This window comes from Tumebacillus amylolyticus, assembly GCF_016722965.1.
GTDB lineage: Bacteria > Bacillota > Bacilli > Tumebacillales > Tumebacillaceae > Tumebacillus > Tumebacillus amylolyticus.
On record NZ_JAEQNB010000003.1, the window covers coordinates 180650 to 197623 of the forward strand.

Sequence of the window (16974 nt, forward strand, 5' to 3'; positions counted from 1 at the left end):
CAAAAGCCCCTGTCCGGGGGACAGAGGCTGTTTTCAAAACTTTGTCACAGTTTGACCTGCTGTTTCGGGAGCGTGACCCACGCGGTGGTACCTTCGCCCCAGACGCTTTCGATGCCAATCTGTCCGTTCAGCAGTTCGACGATGCGCTTGGCGATCGACAATCCGAGGCCCGTTCCGCCCTGATCGGTGGTGCGGGCTTTGTCAACTTTGTAAAAGCGCTCCCAGACGCGCTCGATCTCCATTTCTGGAATTCCGATGCCCCGATCGATGATTTCCACTCGGGCCTGCACGCCTTCGTCCACCACGCGGATGAGAATCTCACCCCCGCGATGGGAAAAGCGAATGGCGTTGGAGAGCAAATTGATCACAACTTGCGTGACACGCTCTGCCGGAGCAGTCACGTTGACTTCTTGGATTTCCATGTGCAACTCCAAATCCTTGGCCTGCATTTGCGGCGAAAGCGTTGCCACCGCCTCACGCATCACTTGACCAAGAGGAGCCTCACCGCTCTCGGACTGCGATTCGGTCTGTTCGCTCTCCAAACGCGAGAGGTCAAGCAATTCATCGACCAATTTGCCCAGCCGCTCCGATTCCTTGTGAATGCGTTCCAGGAAAGGTCGAGCGTTGTCCACAGGGATCGTTCCGTCAAGGATGGCGCCGACGAAGCCGCGGATCGAAGTCAGAGGTGAGCGCAACTCGTGCGACGCATGCGCAACAAATTCACTGCGCATCGCCTCCAACGCCTCAAGTTCCTCCGCCATATGGTTGAACGCGTCCGCCAACTCGCCCACCTCGTCCTTGGATCGAACTTTGACTTTGCGCGAGAAGTCCCCTTTCGCCATCCTCCGCACCGCTTCGTTCATTTCTTGCAAGGGACTCGCAATCGAGCGGGAGAAGAAAAACGCCAACGCCGACGTCACAACCAGTGCAACTCCCCCGGAAATGAGCAGCAACCGATCCACACCGCCAAAATGCCGATCGAGTTGGGGTCCTTGAACGATCACCGCTCCCAGCACCTTGGGCCCGCGCCGAATCGGGATGCCGACTTGCAACGTGTCCGGTTCGCTTTTGTTCACCACGGGAATCTGTTCTTCGCCGCGAAGCGTCGCCCGCACGAACTCCGAACTTGGCGGGTCCTGCTGTTTACGATCTTCCGGCGGCAAGATGAGCGGGGTGCCGTCCGAGTCGTAGATGTAGACGGCGTTAAACGTCGCAGACATCGCCAACGAATTCTGGTTGTCGGTCTCCAGCCGCTCCATCCGCTTCCCCGCCACAAGCGCAATTGCCCGCCCTTGCTCCACCATCGAATCCTGCCGCTCTTGTAAAAAGTACCCCCGATACAAAAACGTCCCCGTCAAATTCAGCACCAATACGGTAACCAACATGATCCCGAGGATGATCAAAACCAACTTGTGAAAAATGCGCAGTCGCTTCATGGCTTCTGCACCTCAAACTTATACCCGACCCCCCAGACCGTGCGGATGCCCCACGTTCGGTTCGGACGCTCCAATTTCTCGCGCAGACGTTTGACGTGAACGTCGACGGTACGGTTGTCCCCCTCGTACTCCGCCCCCCACACCTTGTCCAAGATATGCTCTCGGTCGAACACTTGGTTCGGATGTGACGCGAGGAAAAACAACAGATCCATCTCCTTGGGAGGCAAGACGAGCGGCTCGCCCTCCACTTCCACCGTGTAATGGTCGAGATCGATCAACAGTCCCTCGAACCGAAGTTGTTTGGCTACCGTCGGTTGAGTGCGACGCAACACCGCTTTCACTCGCGCCACCAGTTCCGGCGGGTCGAACGGCTTGCCGAGATAGTCATCGGCGCCAAGATCAAAGCCAATCAGTTTGTCTTGGCTCTGGGTTCTGGCCGTAACGATGATGATCGGGGTCGGTCCGTCGCGGCGAATCTGCTTGCAAACGGCGAGTCCGTCGATTTTCGGAATCATGAGGTCGAGCACGACGAGATTCGGGCGCAAACGGCGGTACAACTGGATCGCCTCTTCGCCGTCCGTTGCGTGAACGAACTCGAAGCCCTCTTTCTCCAAGTACAAGCGCATCAACAGCGCGATGGATTCATCATCCTCGACAACCAGAATGACCGTGCTTTGTTTCACAGCGCGGCTCCTCCCTCCACATACCAAGCATCCAGCAAGTCCAATCGCTTCTCCCCACCCGCATCAGACGGCAAATATAAAATACCGTCTACCAGACGGGCTTTTTGAAGCTCCGGGATCATACGCACGTTCAACACACGCTCCGGAAGAGAAGCCACCTCCGCGCCCTCGTACAGAGTAACGAAAATCTCTGAATACGTGCGGCCTTGGGCGCTTTTTTCAAAGATGATGTCGTGGATCTGCTCCATGAAAAAGCGGTACGCTTCAGCATCCCTCCACAGTCCAATGATGCAGGCTTCCTCCGAATCAAACACGTTCCAACCGCCCCATTGCCCTCCGAAGCCGTCAACCCCCTGCAAAGCGCTCCAACCTGTTTGTGCTTTAGAAAAAGCCGCGTGCAACCCGTCGGGCACGCGGCAAACAATCCACTTGATCAACATCGTTTATCGCCTCCATCGCACTACTTCGCACCGGACGGAGAAACTCCTTCTGCCGCGCCGCTCAACTTGCGCGAAGCCAGCCACACGGTCAGCGCAAACAACACAGCAGCCACGCCGTAGAGCACCGAAACACCGCCCCTGTACAGCACGGTTCCAACCATCGGACCCGCCGCCATGCCCATGTAGCGGAAGAAATTGTACACCCCGATCGCCGTCGCCCGTTCGCGCACAAACGAGGCGGTGAGCAGCGTCGTCTGCACCGGCAGAGACAGCCCCAAGCACAACCCGAACAGGAAGATCGAGAGAATCAAGAGACCGAGCGACAATTTCGCGAGCAAGAGAAACAGCACGACAGACGCCACGTTCAGTGAAGATGTGAGAATCAAACTCCTGCGTGGCTCGATCCGCTCTTGCAAGCGGCCGCCGATGAAACTGCCAACGGCGATGGCGAGTGAGAGCGGGAGGAACACGAGACTTTTTTCCTCAATCCCCAAGCTGTAGTACCGGCTCAAGATGTCGGGCAGGAACACGAGGAAGTTATAAAACGTGTAGTACTGGATGAAGCCGAGCAGAATCACCGACAGGCCCGTCGGATGGCGCAGAATCACAGCAAAGCTTTTCACCGTAAACCGATCGCCCGACGACTCCTGCGACTTGGTTTCCGGCAACAAGAACGCAATCGACATCAGCAACGCCGAGCCCACGCCTGCCAGCACCCAGAACACGCCGTTGAATCCGGCTTGTGCCCCGATATAGCCGCCGATCAGCGGCCCTGCGACGGCACCGAGCGAGACCATCATCTGGAACGTGCCCATCGCGCGTCCGCGTTCTTTGCCGCTGAACAAGTCGCCGATGACCGTTGTCGCTACGACAGAACCGGTTGCAATCCCCGCCGCTTGAAAGCCGCGGAACACCAACAACACATAAATGGAATGCGAGAACGCGCAGCCGATCGTCGCCAGCACATACAAGGCAATCCCCGGCAACAGGACGTAACGGCGTCCCTTGAGATCTGTCAGCGGCCCGTAGACGATCTGCATCAACGCAAGCACCACGGTGAAGACGGAAATCGTCAGGTTGATTAACAGTTGGGTGGTATGCAGCTCCGTTTGCACTTCCGGCAACAGAGGCGTGTAGATCGTCTGGGTGAACGGGCCCATGAACGCGCAGAGCGCGACGAGATACAACAAGATGCGTTTGTTCAAAACCGTCACCCCTTATGGAAAAGTTCACCGTTATCCTACCACATTGTACGCCACCCTAAAAGTCCGCATCTCAAAATAAAAATCCCCGGCCAAGCAAGGCCAAAGGGATTTTTTCTCAAAAAAGGATCAGTGCCCGTGCCCCTATTGTGTCCCGAGGAGGAGATGACGATGCTCGGCCCATTTTGGGTTCGGGAACGTGCCGGCCGCAATCTCGGCTTGCAGACGCCGAGTTTCGCGCCACGCGAGATCATAATCCTCCTGCGTGATGACACCGTCTCGAAGAGCTTCGTCCAACTCATCTTCGTCGAGCAGGAACACCTCTCCGGTCGGAAGCACGACGAGATCCAAATAGAGGTCGTCATACCACGGCACTCCGTCATCGGTGAGTCCGTGTTGTTTCATGATGTCGATGTACCATTGAACGATCTGCCCGTCCTCGTTGAACACCGTGTTCAATACATAGTGCCCGTCAAACGGCAGATGATCCATCCATTGGTACCCGCTCGCCATCAATTTCAGTGGAGAGCCGCAGTTGTATTTCCAGATGAACGGTTCCGCCACTCTGTCCATATGCAGCAGGGAAACCCGCCCGCGAAAGCCGTCCGCCTCCACTTCGCGCATTGTGAACCGCTTTTCAAGAACACGCCTGCTTTTTCGAAAGTCTGAGTATTTGCGCTTCATACGCAACTACCACGAACAAACGGACAAGCGATTGCCGCTGTTGTCGAAAAAGTCGAGTGTTTTCACGACGCCGTGGTCGAGGATCGGTTCGGTCTGCACGCCGCGTTCTTGCAAGTGGCGCTCACACGCTTCCAAGTCTTTGATATAGAAATTGAAAGCAAGATACGGATGCGGCGTATGCGCTTCGCCCGACGGAGTCTCCCACAAAGTCAACGGCGTTTCCGCCACATTCATGCAAGCGTGCCCGCCCTGACGCCAACGCAATTCAAACCCGAGGTTCTCTTGGTACCACGGAATCGCTTCATCGAGGGTTTTGACTTGCAGGAATACTGTATCGATACGCTCGAAGAGTTGAGACATGTTGTTTGACCCCTTTATTGGCAAAATTTAGTTTCAGAATAGCACAACATTTCCAGAAAAAAAAGACCGGGAGCACATAGCCCCCCGTCTTTTTCTACAATCAAGTAACCTCAAGCGGTGTCAGCCCGTGCCGAACCGCGTAGATGGCAGCTTGCGTGCGGTCGCGCAAACGCAGTTTGGAAATGATGCTGGAGACGTGATTCTTGGTCGTCCCCTCTGTGATTGCGAGACGGTCGGCAATTTCCTTGTTGTTCAGCCCGTACCCCAAGAGCCGCAACACCTCCCGCTCACGCTCGGTCAACTCGTCCAACAACGGCGGTTCCACAGACTGCTTCGCCGGGTCTTGTGTCAGCGCGTATTGTTCACGGACACGCTTGAGCTCCGAGACCACTTGGGCCGTGATGTCCGGCGGGAGAATCATCCCCCCGCCGTGTACCGTATGAATGGCGGAGACGATTTCCTCGGTCGGCATCTCTTTGAGCAAATAGCCGCTCGCGCCCTCATCCAGCGCTTCAAAGATCAACTCGCTGTCGTTAAACGTGGTCAGAATCAACACTTTCGTATCCGGTAACTGCTCCCGAATTAAGCGAGTGCCTGTCACGCCGTCCACACTCGGCATACGGATGTCCATCAGCACGACGTCCGGGCGAAGTTCCATCGCCATCTCGAACGCTTGCTTACCATCGCTTGCCGCCCCAACGACTTCCAGCTCATCCTCTAAGCTTAGAATCGTCTTCAACCCATCGCGCATCAAGCGCTGATCATCGACTACCATTACCCGAATCATGCGGTTGTTCCTCCAAATCTCCACACTTGTTGTTGCAACGGGAACTGCACCTCGATACGGAACCCGCCCCCCACTTCACTGCTGAATTCTACGGTGCCGCCTAACTCCGTCACACGGTCACGCATGTTGATCAGTCCAAATCCCGGCTGCACGTCAGCGCTCCCGACACCATCGTCCTCGATCACCAGCCGTACTTCTTGCTCCGTACCGATCAGCCCGACGCTTGCCTTGCGCGCGTCACCGTGCCGCTTGGCGTTGGTCAACGCCTCCTGCACGATTCGATAGATCGCCGGCTTCCAAGAGTCGGAAATCTGGGTGACGTCGCCCTGTACGACAAGTGTCGCGTCAAGCCCCGTCATTTTAGAGAACTCTGACATTAAGCGGCGCAAGGAATCCACCACTGTGGGAGCCTGTTTCTCGACGTGCAGAGTTCGAACCGAGAGCCGAACTTCTTGCAAAGCAGACCTCGCCAATTCTTCACAGCGCAAGAGCGTTTCATAACTTTGCTCACGGTCTCGTTCCAATAATTTGCGCCCAGCTTGCAATTGAACGAGCAACGCTGTCATCTTGTGACCGACGGTGTCGTGTATTTCCCGCGCAATATGGTTGCGTTCACGCACCGCCGTCATTTCCTCGACTTGCTGTGCGTAGGCTTTCAATTCTTCATAGAGCATCGCGAACTGCTGGCGCGAATCTTGGTAGTAGCGAATCAACCAACCAACAAGGCTTGCAAAGACGAAAAATCCATAGTTGAAGAGGTTGCCAAACAGCTTCACTTCGTGGACTTGCATGTATTCCACTCCGACGAACAACGCCCAGATCACCGTGACCGAACCAAACCACCACCAGAGCATCGCTTTTCGCTTCGAGGTGTAGAGCATCAACGTCATGCTCTGGATGCCATAGAACAGCAGATAGGTGTGGTCCTCCGGGTCGACGACCACGCCGAATGCAAACGCAAGCAACAGATCGGCGGTGAACATCCAGACAAATCGCTTGGGATACACCATGTACAACACATGGTTCACTGCAAACAGCATCATCCCGATCTCGATAAACCGACGCTGATCTTCCGTGAGACCCTCATTGGTGAACAAGTAGCTGGCAGCGATGCCAACCAACATGGCGATGCGTGTCCAACTGAGCAACGACATCGACGACAGGGTGCGGGTCAAAACGGACTCCTCCTTCGGAAACACAAACTCCGCAAACTTCTCAGAAAAAAACTCCTCTTTCACCTATTTTAACAAAACGGGTGCAAGAGGAGAATAGTGATATTAAAACTCTATAGTTTACTTTTCGTAACGACCGATGACAAGCGATTGATAGTTCCCGCCGAAGGAGAAGGAAGAAACAAGCGCATGTTGGACAGCCCTCTCACGGTTGCTGCCGATCACGAGGTCGAGACCTTCTGCTTCAGAGAATGCTTGCTCCACACCCGGAATCTGCGGGATGTTGTTTCGCTCAATCGCATACAGTGCGCTGAGTGCGCCAAGCATCCCGGAGGACGCGAGCGCTTCCCCGAAGTAGCCTTTCGGAGCGGAGACAGGTGCTTTGTTGCCAATGACTTGGCGCAGAGCACGCGCTTCCGCCGTATCGAACACGCGATTTCCGCTTGCCGATGCCGCGACATAGTCGACTTGGTCAAAGGTCAGGCCCGCTTCTTGGACTGCCAATTCGAACGACTTCGCCCACTCTTCCCCTTTGCGACTGACGCGCGCAGGTCCCGAGGAGTCGGAGGTCAGACCGAATCCTTTGAGTTCGCCGTAAACTTTCGCGCCGCGAGCCAGCGCCGACTCTTCGCTCTCGACGACGAAGGCCACGCATGCTTCACCGAGCACGGTGCCGTCCAGCCCCGCGCCAAACGGCTTCGAGGAGTTGCCGGCGGTCAAGTACCCCGGCACGCGGGAGTGACCCGCGACCATCGTTTCATTAAATTCATCGCCCGTGACGACGATGACAGCGTCCGCATCGCCGTACTGGATCAGTTGGGTGGCATAGAACAGGGCGTTGATCCCGGCCGTGCCTCCCGAAGTGATCGTTGTGGTCGGGCCTTTGATCTTGAAGTTCAAGCAGATGTGCCCAGCCGCTGCGTTCATGACGGTGTTCGGGAACAGCAGGGCTTCCGCCGCTTCCGCCCCTTTCAAGATCACAGTGCGATTGAACGCTTCGACCGTTTTCAGCGGACCCGTGCCCGTGGCGAACAGGACGCCGACGCGCTCCGAATTTTTGCTGTCGATCTTCAGTTTTGCATCGTCGAGTGCCATCTTGGTGACGGCGGTCGCTTGCTTGCCGAGGTCGTCCATGCGGCGCAACAGAGCCGGATTGACCAATTTGCGGTACGGCACTTCCGGGATTTGCGCACCATGCGTGGAAACGTAACGCTCGGTGTCAAAGTTCTCAATCGCCGAGAACGTGTTCTCTCCCGCTTGGAACTTCGCGAACAATTCTTCCGCATTCGCAGAGTTGCCCGCCAGTGCGCCCAGGCCGGTGATCAGCGCGCGTTTTTTCGCCGGGACTGCCGGAACTTCGCGGTCTTGCTTGAATTTTCCGAGCAAGAGCGACGCGTTGTTGCCGCCAAACGCGAAGGAGTTGGACATGACGGTGTCGAGTTCCTTGGTGCGTCCTGTGTCGCGCACGAAGTCGAGTTCTTTGAACTTGTCCGCTTCATGGTCGAAGTTGATCGTCGCCGGAATGAACGAATCGTTGATCGCGAGGACGGAGATAACGCCCTCCGATGCACCCGCCGCACCCAACATATGACCGATCATCGACTTGGTCGAGGACACCGGCACATCATGACCGAACAGCGTGCGCACACCGATTGGCTCCGAAGAGTCGTTGGCGTTCGTCCCGGTGCCGTGACCGTTGACATAGTCAACCGCGGTTTCAGGGAGGGCCGCTTTTTCCAACGTACGGCGCATCGAGCGCATGCCGCCCGCACCTGCTGGGTCCGGAGCGGTGATGTGGTACGCATCCGCCGACAGCGCGTAGCTGAGCACTTCACCGAGGATCGTAGCCCCTCGTTCAAGAGCGAGATCCATGCGTTCGAGGAGCAACACGCCCGCGCCTTCACCGATGTTCAAGCCATTCGACTTAGAGAACGGAGCGCACGGTTCCGGTGCAAGAGCGCCCAGCGTGTTGAAGCCGCTCATCGACAGACGGCAGAGCGGGTCAACCCCGCCTGCGAACATCGCGTCCGCTTTGCCGCTGCGGATGATGTCTGCCGCGTAGCCGATGGAGTTCGTCCCCGCTGCGCAAGCGTTGGAGATGACGCTTTTCGGCCCTTTAAGTTTCATGTAGTGGGAAACGCTGTCCACCGGAATGTGGATGACGTAGTTGTAGAGCAAGCTCGGGTCGGCGTTTTCGATGCCTTCCTTCACCCATTGTTCGTGGAATTGCTCGCCGCTGCGCATGCCGCCAAGCGACGTGCCGAGGATGACCCCGACACGGTACGGATCGCTTGCAGCGAGGTCATACTTGGCAACTTGAGCCGCTTCGCGGGCAGCGATGATCGAGAGCTGACCCGCGATGTCGTACTTTTCGGCTTCTTTGGGAGCGAAGTGATCGTCCGGGTTGTACCCGTCGATTTCGCCTGCATATTCCGTGTTGATCCCGGACATCGGGATCGTGGACACCAAGCGAATTCCGCTTTTGTTGTCCGTGACGTTGCGCCAGAATTCTTCGACGTTTTTGCCGTTGGCGCAGATAATCCCGATGCCAGTTACGACGACGCGGTCTTTGTAGTTGGACATGAGTTCACTGACCCTCCGTTCTTATGCGATTTTGATCGCCCAGGACTTCGGCAGGATGTACGGAGAGGAGATGGTGTTGATCGTCACACGCTCACCTGCTTGGTTTTGTGCTTGCAGTGCGATACCGGAGACAGCGAACAGTTCGTCGACCAATGCAAGGCCGAGTTTCTTGCCCAGTGCGCCGGAGTTGCGAACTTGGAGCACGGTGCCGATCGTCTCATCTTCGAGGACGACAGAGTCTTGCTCGCTCAGTTCGCCTTCTTCGATCGAGAAACCGACGATGCGGCGGTTGACGCCGTCGCCACGCTTCGCATCGAGCGCGTCACGGCCGACGAAGTTTTCCTTATAGAAGGAAACCACCCATTCCAGAGACGATTCGAACACGTTCAGGCCTTCGGTTTCGACCAGTACGTTCGGCTGGCGAACTTCGAGCATTGCGATTTCCAGCGTGCTGTGTCCGACCGCTTTCACCGGGTAGGAAGCCGCATCATGAGCCACAAGTTTCTCCCACAGTGCAACTGCCGCATCGTTTGCGAGCAGAACTTTGTAGCCGTATTCACCGGTTACACCGTTGCGGAACAACAGCGCTTCAGAGCCTTCGATTTCCGTTGCGACGAACGCTTGGAACGGGAGCAGGGAAATGTCGTAATCGATCAGGGAAGCCGCTGCTTTCCAAGAGTACGGGCCTTCGAATGCGATCAGCGCGTAGTCATCGGAGAGGTCGGTGATTTCCACTTCGTCCGTCTTGCGCTCTTGCAGCCATGCGCCGACCGCATCGCGGCCGTTGACGGAGGTTTCGATGATGATGCTTTCTTCCTTTTTGTGCAAAGTGACCGCGTCGATGACGTTGCCTTCCTCGTTCAGAAGCAGGGTGAAAATCGATTTTTCAACGTCGAGGAACTCGATGTCCTTGGTAACCAGTTCGTTCAAGAAGTTGACGTGCTCATCGCCGCCGACTTCGAACTTGCCGACTGCCGACAAGTCGTAGATGCCAATGCCGTTGCGGAGTGCGTCGTACTCTTCGCCCTCGGTGGTGTACGTTGCGACGACCGCGTGGCCCCCTACTTCGATCAAGTTGCCGTTTGCCTGGGTTGCTTGGGTCAGGATGGAGGTTTTCATGAGTGTTGTTTCTCCTCTCTTACTGTTCCGAAAGTTGTAAAAAGCGCATCGCGTCTTCCTTCGATTCACAGAAAGCCACGTAGATCGTATGGGTTTGTTGCACATCTCGTTGGACCATCGCCAGTTGCAAGCCTTTGTCCGCCATCTCGATCACGGTCAGGAACGCATCGTCCTGCGGGGACCAAGCGGCGGCGTAGATGCCTTTGCCCAGTTCCAGCACCGTCCGCGCTTCGCCGTAGACACGGCGGGAATTGCGCGATTCGGTGAGTTGGTGGTGGCCCACATGATTCCAATAATGAACGGTCTTCGCCGTTTTCTTCTCGCCATGTCCGTTCCAGAACAGTTGCCAGCCGAAGTTTACCGCTTCGTGCAGGGCGGCGGTGTCTGCGGCGCGCATCTCCATGCGCAGAAGCGGGCTGCCCGGCAGTACCAGATAGTCCACTTCGTAACGGTCGGAGTTCAAATGCACCCCTTGCCAGGTCTGACCGCTCTCTTCACGCTCGACCGGCTCCCCTGTGAACGCCTGCTGGTGGATGTCATAGAACAGCACCCCGTGGCGGATCGGGTCTACCGCTTGGTCCATCCATTGCGGATGGAACCCGCACGGTGCGTTGTAGTTCGTCCCGTGGTTTTTGAGTTTCGGGTAATTGGAACTCACGGTCTCGAGGCGGTTGTACTTCAAGCTCGTGATGGCGCCTTGGAAGTGCGGAGCTACAGTGACCGTCAACACGCCATTGTCGATCTCGTAGACTTCGGCCCCGCCGGATTTTTTCGTTTGTACGTGGACGGTGCTCTCCGTCGGGACGACGGTGAGGGCGAACGATTTCTCCACGTTCAGGCCGCGTGTGTCATTTTCAAACGCCAGCACGCCGTCGAGGATGGACAAGCCTGCGAGGTCCGGGAGTTCGAACAGCACTTCTTGAGGTGCATCCGCTTGGATGCCGTCGAGTTTCACGCTTTGCGCGTGGTTCAGCGCGGGGAGACGCAGCGTGAGCGTGCCGTCGACTTTTTTCAAGAGGCGGGAACTGACTTCGGCGCGCAGAGTGTGCAGCGCGGCGTCGCTTGGGAGAAGCGACGGCGAGAGGAGATTCAGTTCCACGCGGTCGTACGTCGGAAGCGTCGGAGCCGTGTGACCCGATTGTGCTTGCCAGAGGCGTTCGACTTCGCGAGCGCCGCCGTAGCCGAGGACGTAGGAGTGAACGGCCACAGGCGGTTGGGTCTTCCAAAACGTCTTGCCCCCCTTGCCGCTCGGGCGACCGTGGAAGGTCAGCGCCGGCATGAAGCGCATGCCGTAATGAACGCTGCGCACATCCCCGTGCCAGAGCATCCCGACGGTGCTCTCCGCACTGTCAAACGCCGTCCAGTTCGCGGCGTATGCATCGGGGTCCGATGGGAATTCAAGATCGTTGACCCATTCGTAGTCGAGCATGCCGTACGGGAACACGGAGTCAAGCACCGTGCTGTGAATCGTACCGCCTTGAAGCGGAACGGAGACCGATGTGTCGCGCAGGAGACAGAACGGATAGATCTTGAGCGGATGTTGGTCCGGTGTATAGTCTTCGATGCGCACTTGGCGGTCTTCGGTGAAGGAGATTCTGCGGACGAGCGTTCTGCCGTCTGCGCGGGTTTCCTTGATGAGAAGTGCTGCTCCGTGTGTATCGTCCATCCACTCCAAGGAGCGGGTTCCCGACTCGCGGATGCCGTTTTGGAACGGGAAGCCGAGGTCCGGCCACGCTTCTTGCACCAACTCTTGCCCAGTTTGGCGGTCGTAGAGATGCAGGTTACCTGTGCGGGTGTCGACTTGCACGGAAAGCCACGCACTGTCGAGAACTTCACGGTTTCCGGTGGCATAGCGCACCGGTTTTTGCGGAGCTGTCACCGGAATTTGCAGTTCTTGTGAGCCGCACTCTCCGCCTTCTTTGGCGAAAAGTCGTGCTTGCAAACGGCCGAGACCTGTGCGCAAACCGGTCACATGCAGCGGAACTTGCACCTGTTCACCCGCCGGCAGCACCACTTGAGCGGTAGAAGCACTCGCGAGCAGTACATGGTTGGGTTCGAGGTTGTCGAGCAAGAGCAGCCCTTCAATCTCACGTGCGGTGTGGTTCGTCAGCAGGAGGCTTCCTTCCAACGCTTCACCGCTGAGGATCGAGCCGCCGCCGTTCTCAATCGAGACTTGCGGGCGAACTTCTACCAAAGTCTCGAAGTCAAAATGGATGACGTCAAACTCCAACTCCGTGCGCAGAGAGACATCTCCCGGCGTGCCGAAGCAGAGCGGTTCGTCCCACGTGATACTCTCACCCGGAGCCAGTTCGCGTTCGGAGAGACCGTTGTGGTAGATCATCTCTTCGCCACCCAGCGTCGTGCGAAACTTCACCGTGGCGGTCTCCTCCGACAAGTTCTGGCACTCGAAGCGAACGGCGCCTTGCTGTCCGACCACGAGTTGCGGCGAATCCACCACGTGGTGGAAGAAGCGAACGTACGGGGAGTCGATCATGACGACTTTTTCCGTGCGCAGGTCCAGCCAGAACGTGTACTTGCGGTCCCCGAACTGGAATTTGTTCTCCATCACGCGCATGCCGTGGACATGCAGTGCGTCTTCCTCGCCGCTGCGGACGTTGTCAGAACCTACCATGCCCTTCCAGCCGACTTGCGCGAACCGCTCGTTGATGTCTTGGCGGACGTGCTTCAAGCCTTCGCGCACGTATTTGATCAAGTACGGCAAGTAACTGCGCAACTTGATCTGGCCGTCGTTGACCATGTATTCCAGACCGCTGCGGTACATCCCGATGCGCTTGTAGAGCGCAAGGGCCGATTGGTTGGTCATGTACACCGTTGCGTCGATGTAGTCGTACCCCATCTGCAACAGGCGCACCGCCGCGTCGGAGAAAAAGCGACCGGTCAGCGGACCTTGGCGGTATTCGGGATGAATCAGCAACTCGACGGCAAAAATCGCGTTGTCTTCGCACATCATCTGGATGTTGCGGTTGGCGAAATAGAGGATGCCGATGATGTCTTGGTCATACTCCATGACCATGAACAGCGCGATGTTTTGTTCGTCAAAAAAGCGCTCGACATCGCTCGCTTGTAAAATTTCACCGGGCGGTGTCGTGCCCGAGCCGACCCGGTTGTGAAACGCAAACTGGTTCATGAACGCGGCGATGCGCGCCGCTTCTTCCCGACCGCAGGGGCGAATCCCGATGCGGTCCTGCGCGGTGGTTTCGGAGGGCGACGCCGTAGACATAGAACCTCTCACCCCTTACGCTTCTTCGCCCGCATCCGGACGCTTGGAGACAGAGATCGTACCTTCGACGACTTTGTCCTTGCCCACGTATGCAGCGACTTTGACCATCGTCAGCAGACCGACGGAACGGCCAAACGAGACTTTCAACTCCAATTGATCGCCCGGCACAACCGGACGCATGAATTTGATGTCACGGATGGAAACGAGATAGCCCACGAGCCCGGCGGGATCGAGCGCTTCGGTGACGCCGGCCGCTTTCGCTTCTTCAATCGCTCCGGTGCCCGAGACGACGGCGATCAATTGAGCGAGCGACTCGATGATGAGGACGCCCGGCATGATCGATTCGCTCGGGAAGTGGCCTTGGAAGTACGGCTCGGAAACGGTGACGTTTTTCAAACCCGTACCGCTCTTGCCCGGATCGAGTTCCACGACGCGGTCCAAGAGCAGGAACGGCCAGCGGTGCGGGATCAGGTTGCGGATCTCATCCGCGTTCATAATCGTTTTCACAGTGAGATCACTCCATGTTCTCCGTGATATAGTCAGCGAGTTTGTTGATCGAGCCCAAAACTTCCATGTTGTCGTCGTACAGCGTGACACCGAACTCGTCTTCGATGCAGACGGTCAATTCCAGCGCGTCGATGGAGTCGAGGCCCAAGCCACGACCGAACAGCGGTTGGTCGTCGGTGATCAGTTCCGGCTCGATGTCGAGGCTCAGACGATCTACGATGATCGCCTTGATTCGGTTGGTCAGTTCACGGCGTTTCTCCGCCTGTTCTTTTACGGATGCATAGGTCAGCAACATCTCTTTTTCGCCCTCTCTTCAATAAATGTAGTGGATGTATGAATCAGCCATTGACCAGGCCGCCGTCTACCGTATACACCTTGCCGGTGATGTAGGAGGCGCGGTCAGAGCATAAAAACGTGGTCAGGTATGCGATGTCTTCCGGCTTGCCGATACGGCGCAGCGGAATCAGTTCCAACATTTTGTTCAGAACGCCTTGGTCCATGCCTTTGGTCATGTCGGTTTCAATGAAACCCGGAGCCACGACGTTGGCGCGTATGTTGTGTTCCGCCACTTCTTGAGCCAGCGCTTTGGTGAAGGCGATAATGCCGCCCTTGGATGCAGCGTAGTTCGTTTGCGCTTTGTTGCCGGAGATGCCGCTCGTCGAGGCGAGGTTGACGATGGCGCCCGACTTTTGCTTCATCATCAACTTCACAGCTTCACGAGTGGTGAGGAACGTGCCGCCGAGATTGACTTTTACCACGTCTTCGAACTTCGCTTCACTCATCATTGCGACAAAGCCGTCGTTGGTCACCCCTGCGTTGTTGACGAGGATGTCCAGCTTGCCAAAGCGAGTACGGACTTCCTTGAACAGATCTTTGACTTCCTTCTCTTTGGAAACGTCGCACTTGATCGCGACGGCCATGCCGCCCTCGGCGATGATCTCTTGCACGGTCTCTTCGGCTTTCGCTTGGTTTCCGTTGAAGGTGAAGACAACGGTTGCGCCTTGCTGTGCCAAATCTTTGACGATCGCTCGGCCAATCCCGCGCGAGCCGCCTGTGACAACTGCGATACGCTCTTGAACCACTCTCTGCTCCCCCTTACCCTTTGAGAACTCCCGCTTGCGTTTTCAACGTTTTGACCGTCCGCATGTAGTTGGAAGTCGAATCGGTTGTACACAGCGTCCATTTGTGCTGCGGCCATGCTTTCATCAGCCCGACCAGCGTGCGGCTTGCCCCAACTTCCACCAGCGTTTCGACGCCGAGTTCCGCCAGCTTGTCCACCGTTTTGCGCCATTGCACAGTCTTGGTGCATTGGCCGCGGATGTCGTCGATGATGCCTTGAAGCGAATCTTCGACTTGCGCGCCGCAGTTCAAGATGATCGGGGTATCCGGCTTCTTGAGCGGGAACTGTGCCACATACTCCATCAGATCGTCTTCCATCTCGATCATCAGATCGGAGTGGAACGCTTGCGAGACGCGCAGCATACGCGGTTTCACACCGGTGATCGTGCCCAGTTCTTCGAACAACGCCTTCATGGTTTCGGCCTCACCCGAGAGCACGAGCTGCGTCGGCGAGTTGTCGACCCCGATGTTGCCACCGCGAAGGGCGACAACTTCCTTGACTTGGTCCATCGTCTCTTCATTGAGAGTGATGACAGCGACCATGTCTCCTTGGCGTTTCACTTCCGACATCAACTTGCCGCGTCGTTTGACGATTTGGAGACCATCTTGGAACGTCATCGCTCCGGAAGCGGCGATGGCGGCGAATTGACCAAGGCTCAATCCGGCGACGATATCCGGGCGGAAACCTTCATTTGTCAACAGGCGATGAACGCCCACGCTGACGGTATAAATCGCCGATTGTGCAACTGACGTGTCTGTCAGCTCCTCAATCGGCCCTTGGAAGCAGAGCTTTTTCAAATCAAAACCCAGGATGTCGTTCGCTTCTTCAAAAAGCGGTCCGAACACAGCCGGATGGCGCGAAGTGAAGTCGCGGCCCATACCGACCGCTTGCGTGCCTTGTCCCGGGAAGATAAACGCCGTCTTCATACGATCCCTCCGAGAAAGTTATCAATTTTTTGTTGCACCTCTTCCGGGATGCGGACGATCAGTTGCCCGGCGGACGAGGTCATCGCGTGTCGAGTTTCTCCGGTCGCCAGCAATTGGCGGCCTTGTTTGCGATAGACACGGTATTTGAACTCCAAGAGAGCTTTGGTCGGCCGCTCGAGAGCCGTCTCCACGACCACGGTCTGGCCGAAGCGTGCAGAGTCTTTGAGTTGGCATCGGAAGTCGATGACCGGCAAGTAAATCTCTTCTGACAATCGCGAAAAGTCGATGCCGGCTTCCCCAGCCAATGCGATCCTCCCGATCTCAAACCATACGAGATAGTTGGAGTGGTGAACCACGTTCATTGGGTCACATTCCACGTAGCGCACGTCCAGCTCTGTTTTCACCCATTTCATGAAGTTCACCCCGACCGTTGTTTAGGATATTTTACATTACCATATCCGTAGTTGTATCATACAAACAATTAAACTTCAATACGATGAAACAAAATTGGAATTATGATTTACAATACCCATAGTTACAAAATAATCACCTGCAGTTACGAACATTTCGAAACTACTCAACCCTTGGTATTCCTACAATGAAGAGCGAAAAGCAAGCAACAAATAAAACAAAGTTACGCCATTTTTAATCAAACACATTTACACAGAGAAGTCTTTTATGTTATATTGAACCGCGAAGTCAAGTTTATTACAG

The 16974-nt window shown here is 56.3% G+C and carries 16 protein-coding genes; all 16 read right to left on the reverse strand.

Going from position 1 to position 16974, the window contains the following annotated elements:
* Positions 1-44 precede the first annotated feature (44 nt).
* Complete coding sequence (locus tag JJB07_RS10870) at positions 45-1436, reverse strand: sensor histidine kinase (protein WP_201634871.1); 1392 nt, start codon at positions 1434-1436, stop codon at positions 45-47.
* Positions 1433-2119, reverse strand: a complete 687-nt coding sequence (locus JJB07_RS10875) for a response regulator (RefSeq protein WP_201634874.1) — start codon at positions 2117-2119, stop codon at positions 1433-1435. The genes JJB07_RS10870 and JJB07_RS10875 overlap by 4 nt, the downstream gene beginning before the upstream one ends.
* Positions 2116-2559, reverse strand: coding sequence for a YdbC family protein (locus JJB07_RS10880; RefSeq protein ID WP_201634876.1), 444 nt, complete (start codon positions 2557-2559; stop codon positions 2116-2118). Before JJB07_RS10880 ends, JJB07_RS10875 begins: the two co-directional genes overlap by 4 nt.
* Before the next feature lie 20 nt (positions 2560-2579).
* A complete protein-coding gene (locus tag JJB07_RS10885) occupies positions 2580-3764 on the reverse strand; it encodes an MFS transporter (RefSeq protein ID WP_201634878.1) in 1185 nt (394 codons plus the stop codon).
* A 141-nt stretch (positions 3765-3905) separates the two neighbouring features.
* Positions 3906-4385, reverse strand: coding sequence for a ribonuclease FAU-1 family protein (locus JJB07_RS10890; RefSeq protein WP_201634880.1), 480 nt, complete (start codon positions 4383-4385; stop codon positions 3906-3908).
* Positions 4386-4451: 66 nt separating this feature from the next.
* Complete coding sequence (locus JJB07_RS10895) at positions 4452-4805, reverse strand: VOC family protein (RefSeq protein ID WP_201634882.1); 354 nt, start codon at positions 4803-4805, stop codon at positions 4452-4454.
* Between the two features lie 100 nt (positions 4806-4905).
* Positions 4906-5592, reverse strand: a complete 687-nt coding sequence (locus JJB07_RS10900; protein WP_201634884.1) for a response regulator — start codon at positions 5590-5592, stop codon at positions 4906-4908.
* A complete protein-coding gene (locus tag JJB07_RS10905) occupies positions 5589-6767 on the reverse strand; it encodes a sensor histidine kinase (protein WP_201634886.1) in 1179 nt (392 codons plus the stop codon). Before JJB07_RS10905 ends, JJB07_RS10900 begins: the two co-directional genes overlap by 4 nt.
* A gap of 117 nt (positions 6768-6884) precedes the next feature.
* The gene (locus JJB07_RS10910; protein ID WP_201634888.1) at positions 6885-9347 is read right to left on the reverse strand and encodes a beta-ketoacyl-[acyl-carrier-protein] synthase family protein; all 2463 of its coding nucleotides are present in this window, start codon (positions 9345-9347) and stop codon (positions 6885-6887) included.
* 21 nt (positions 9348-9368) lie between these two features.
* Positions 9369-10466: an aminomethyltransferase family protein gene (locus JJB07_RS10915; protein WP_201634890.1), complete on the reverse strand. Its 1098-nt coding sequence runs from the start codon at positions 10464-10466 to the stop codon at positions 9369-9371.
* Positions 10467-10485: 19 nt separating this feature from the next.
* A complete protein-coding gene (locus JJB07_RS10920; protein WP_201634892.1) occupies positions 10486-13707 on the reverse strand; it encodes a GNAT family N-acetyltransferase in 3222 nt (1073 codons plus the stop codon).
* 15 nt (positions 13708-13722) lie between these two features.
* Entirely contained in the window at positions 13723-14214 is a 492-nt protein-coding gene (gene fabZ / locus JJB07_RS10925) for a 3-hydroxyacyl-ACP dehydratase FabZ (protein ID WP_201634894.1), read from the reverse strand.
* A gap of 7 nt (positions 14215-14221) precedes the next feature.
* Positions 14222-14509, reverse strand: coding sequence for a phosphopantetheine-binding protein (locus JJB07_RS10930; protein WP_201634896.1), 288 nt, complete (start codon positions 14507-14509; stop codon positions 14222-14224).
* A 43-nt stretch (positions 14510-14552) separates the two neighbouring features.
* Positions 14553-15296 (reverse strand): 3-oxoacyl-[acyl-carrier-protein] reductase, encoded by a 744-nt coding sequence (fabG, locus tag JJB07_RS10935; RefSeq protein ID WP_347338340.1) that lies wholly within the window; start codon positions 15294-15296, stop codon positions 14553-14555.
* Between the two features lie 13 nt (positions 15297-15309).
* A complete protein-coding gene (locus tag JJB07_RS10940) occupies positions 15310-16260 on the reverse strand; it encodes an ACP S-malonyltransferase (RefSeq protein WP_201634898.1) in 951 nt (316 codons plus the stop codon).
* Positions 16257-16673, reverse strand: coding sequence for an acyl-CoA thioesterase (locus JJB07_RS10945; protein WP_201634900.1), 417 nt, complete (start codon positions 16671-16673; stop codon positions 16257-16259). The genes JJB07_RS10940 and JJB07_RS10945 overlap by 4 nt, the downstream gene beginning before the upstream one ends.
* Positions 16674-16974: the final 301 nt, after the last annotated feature.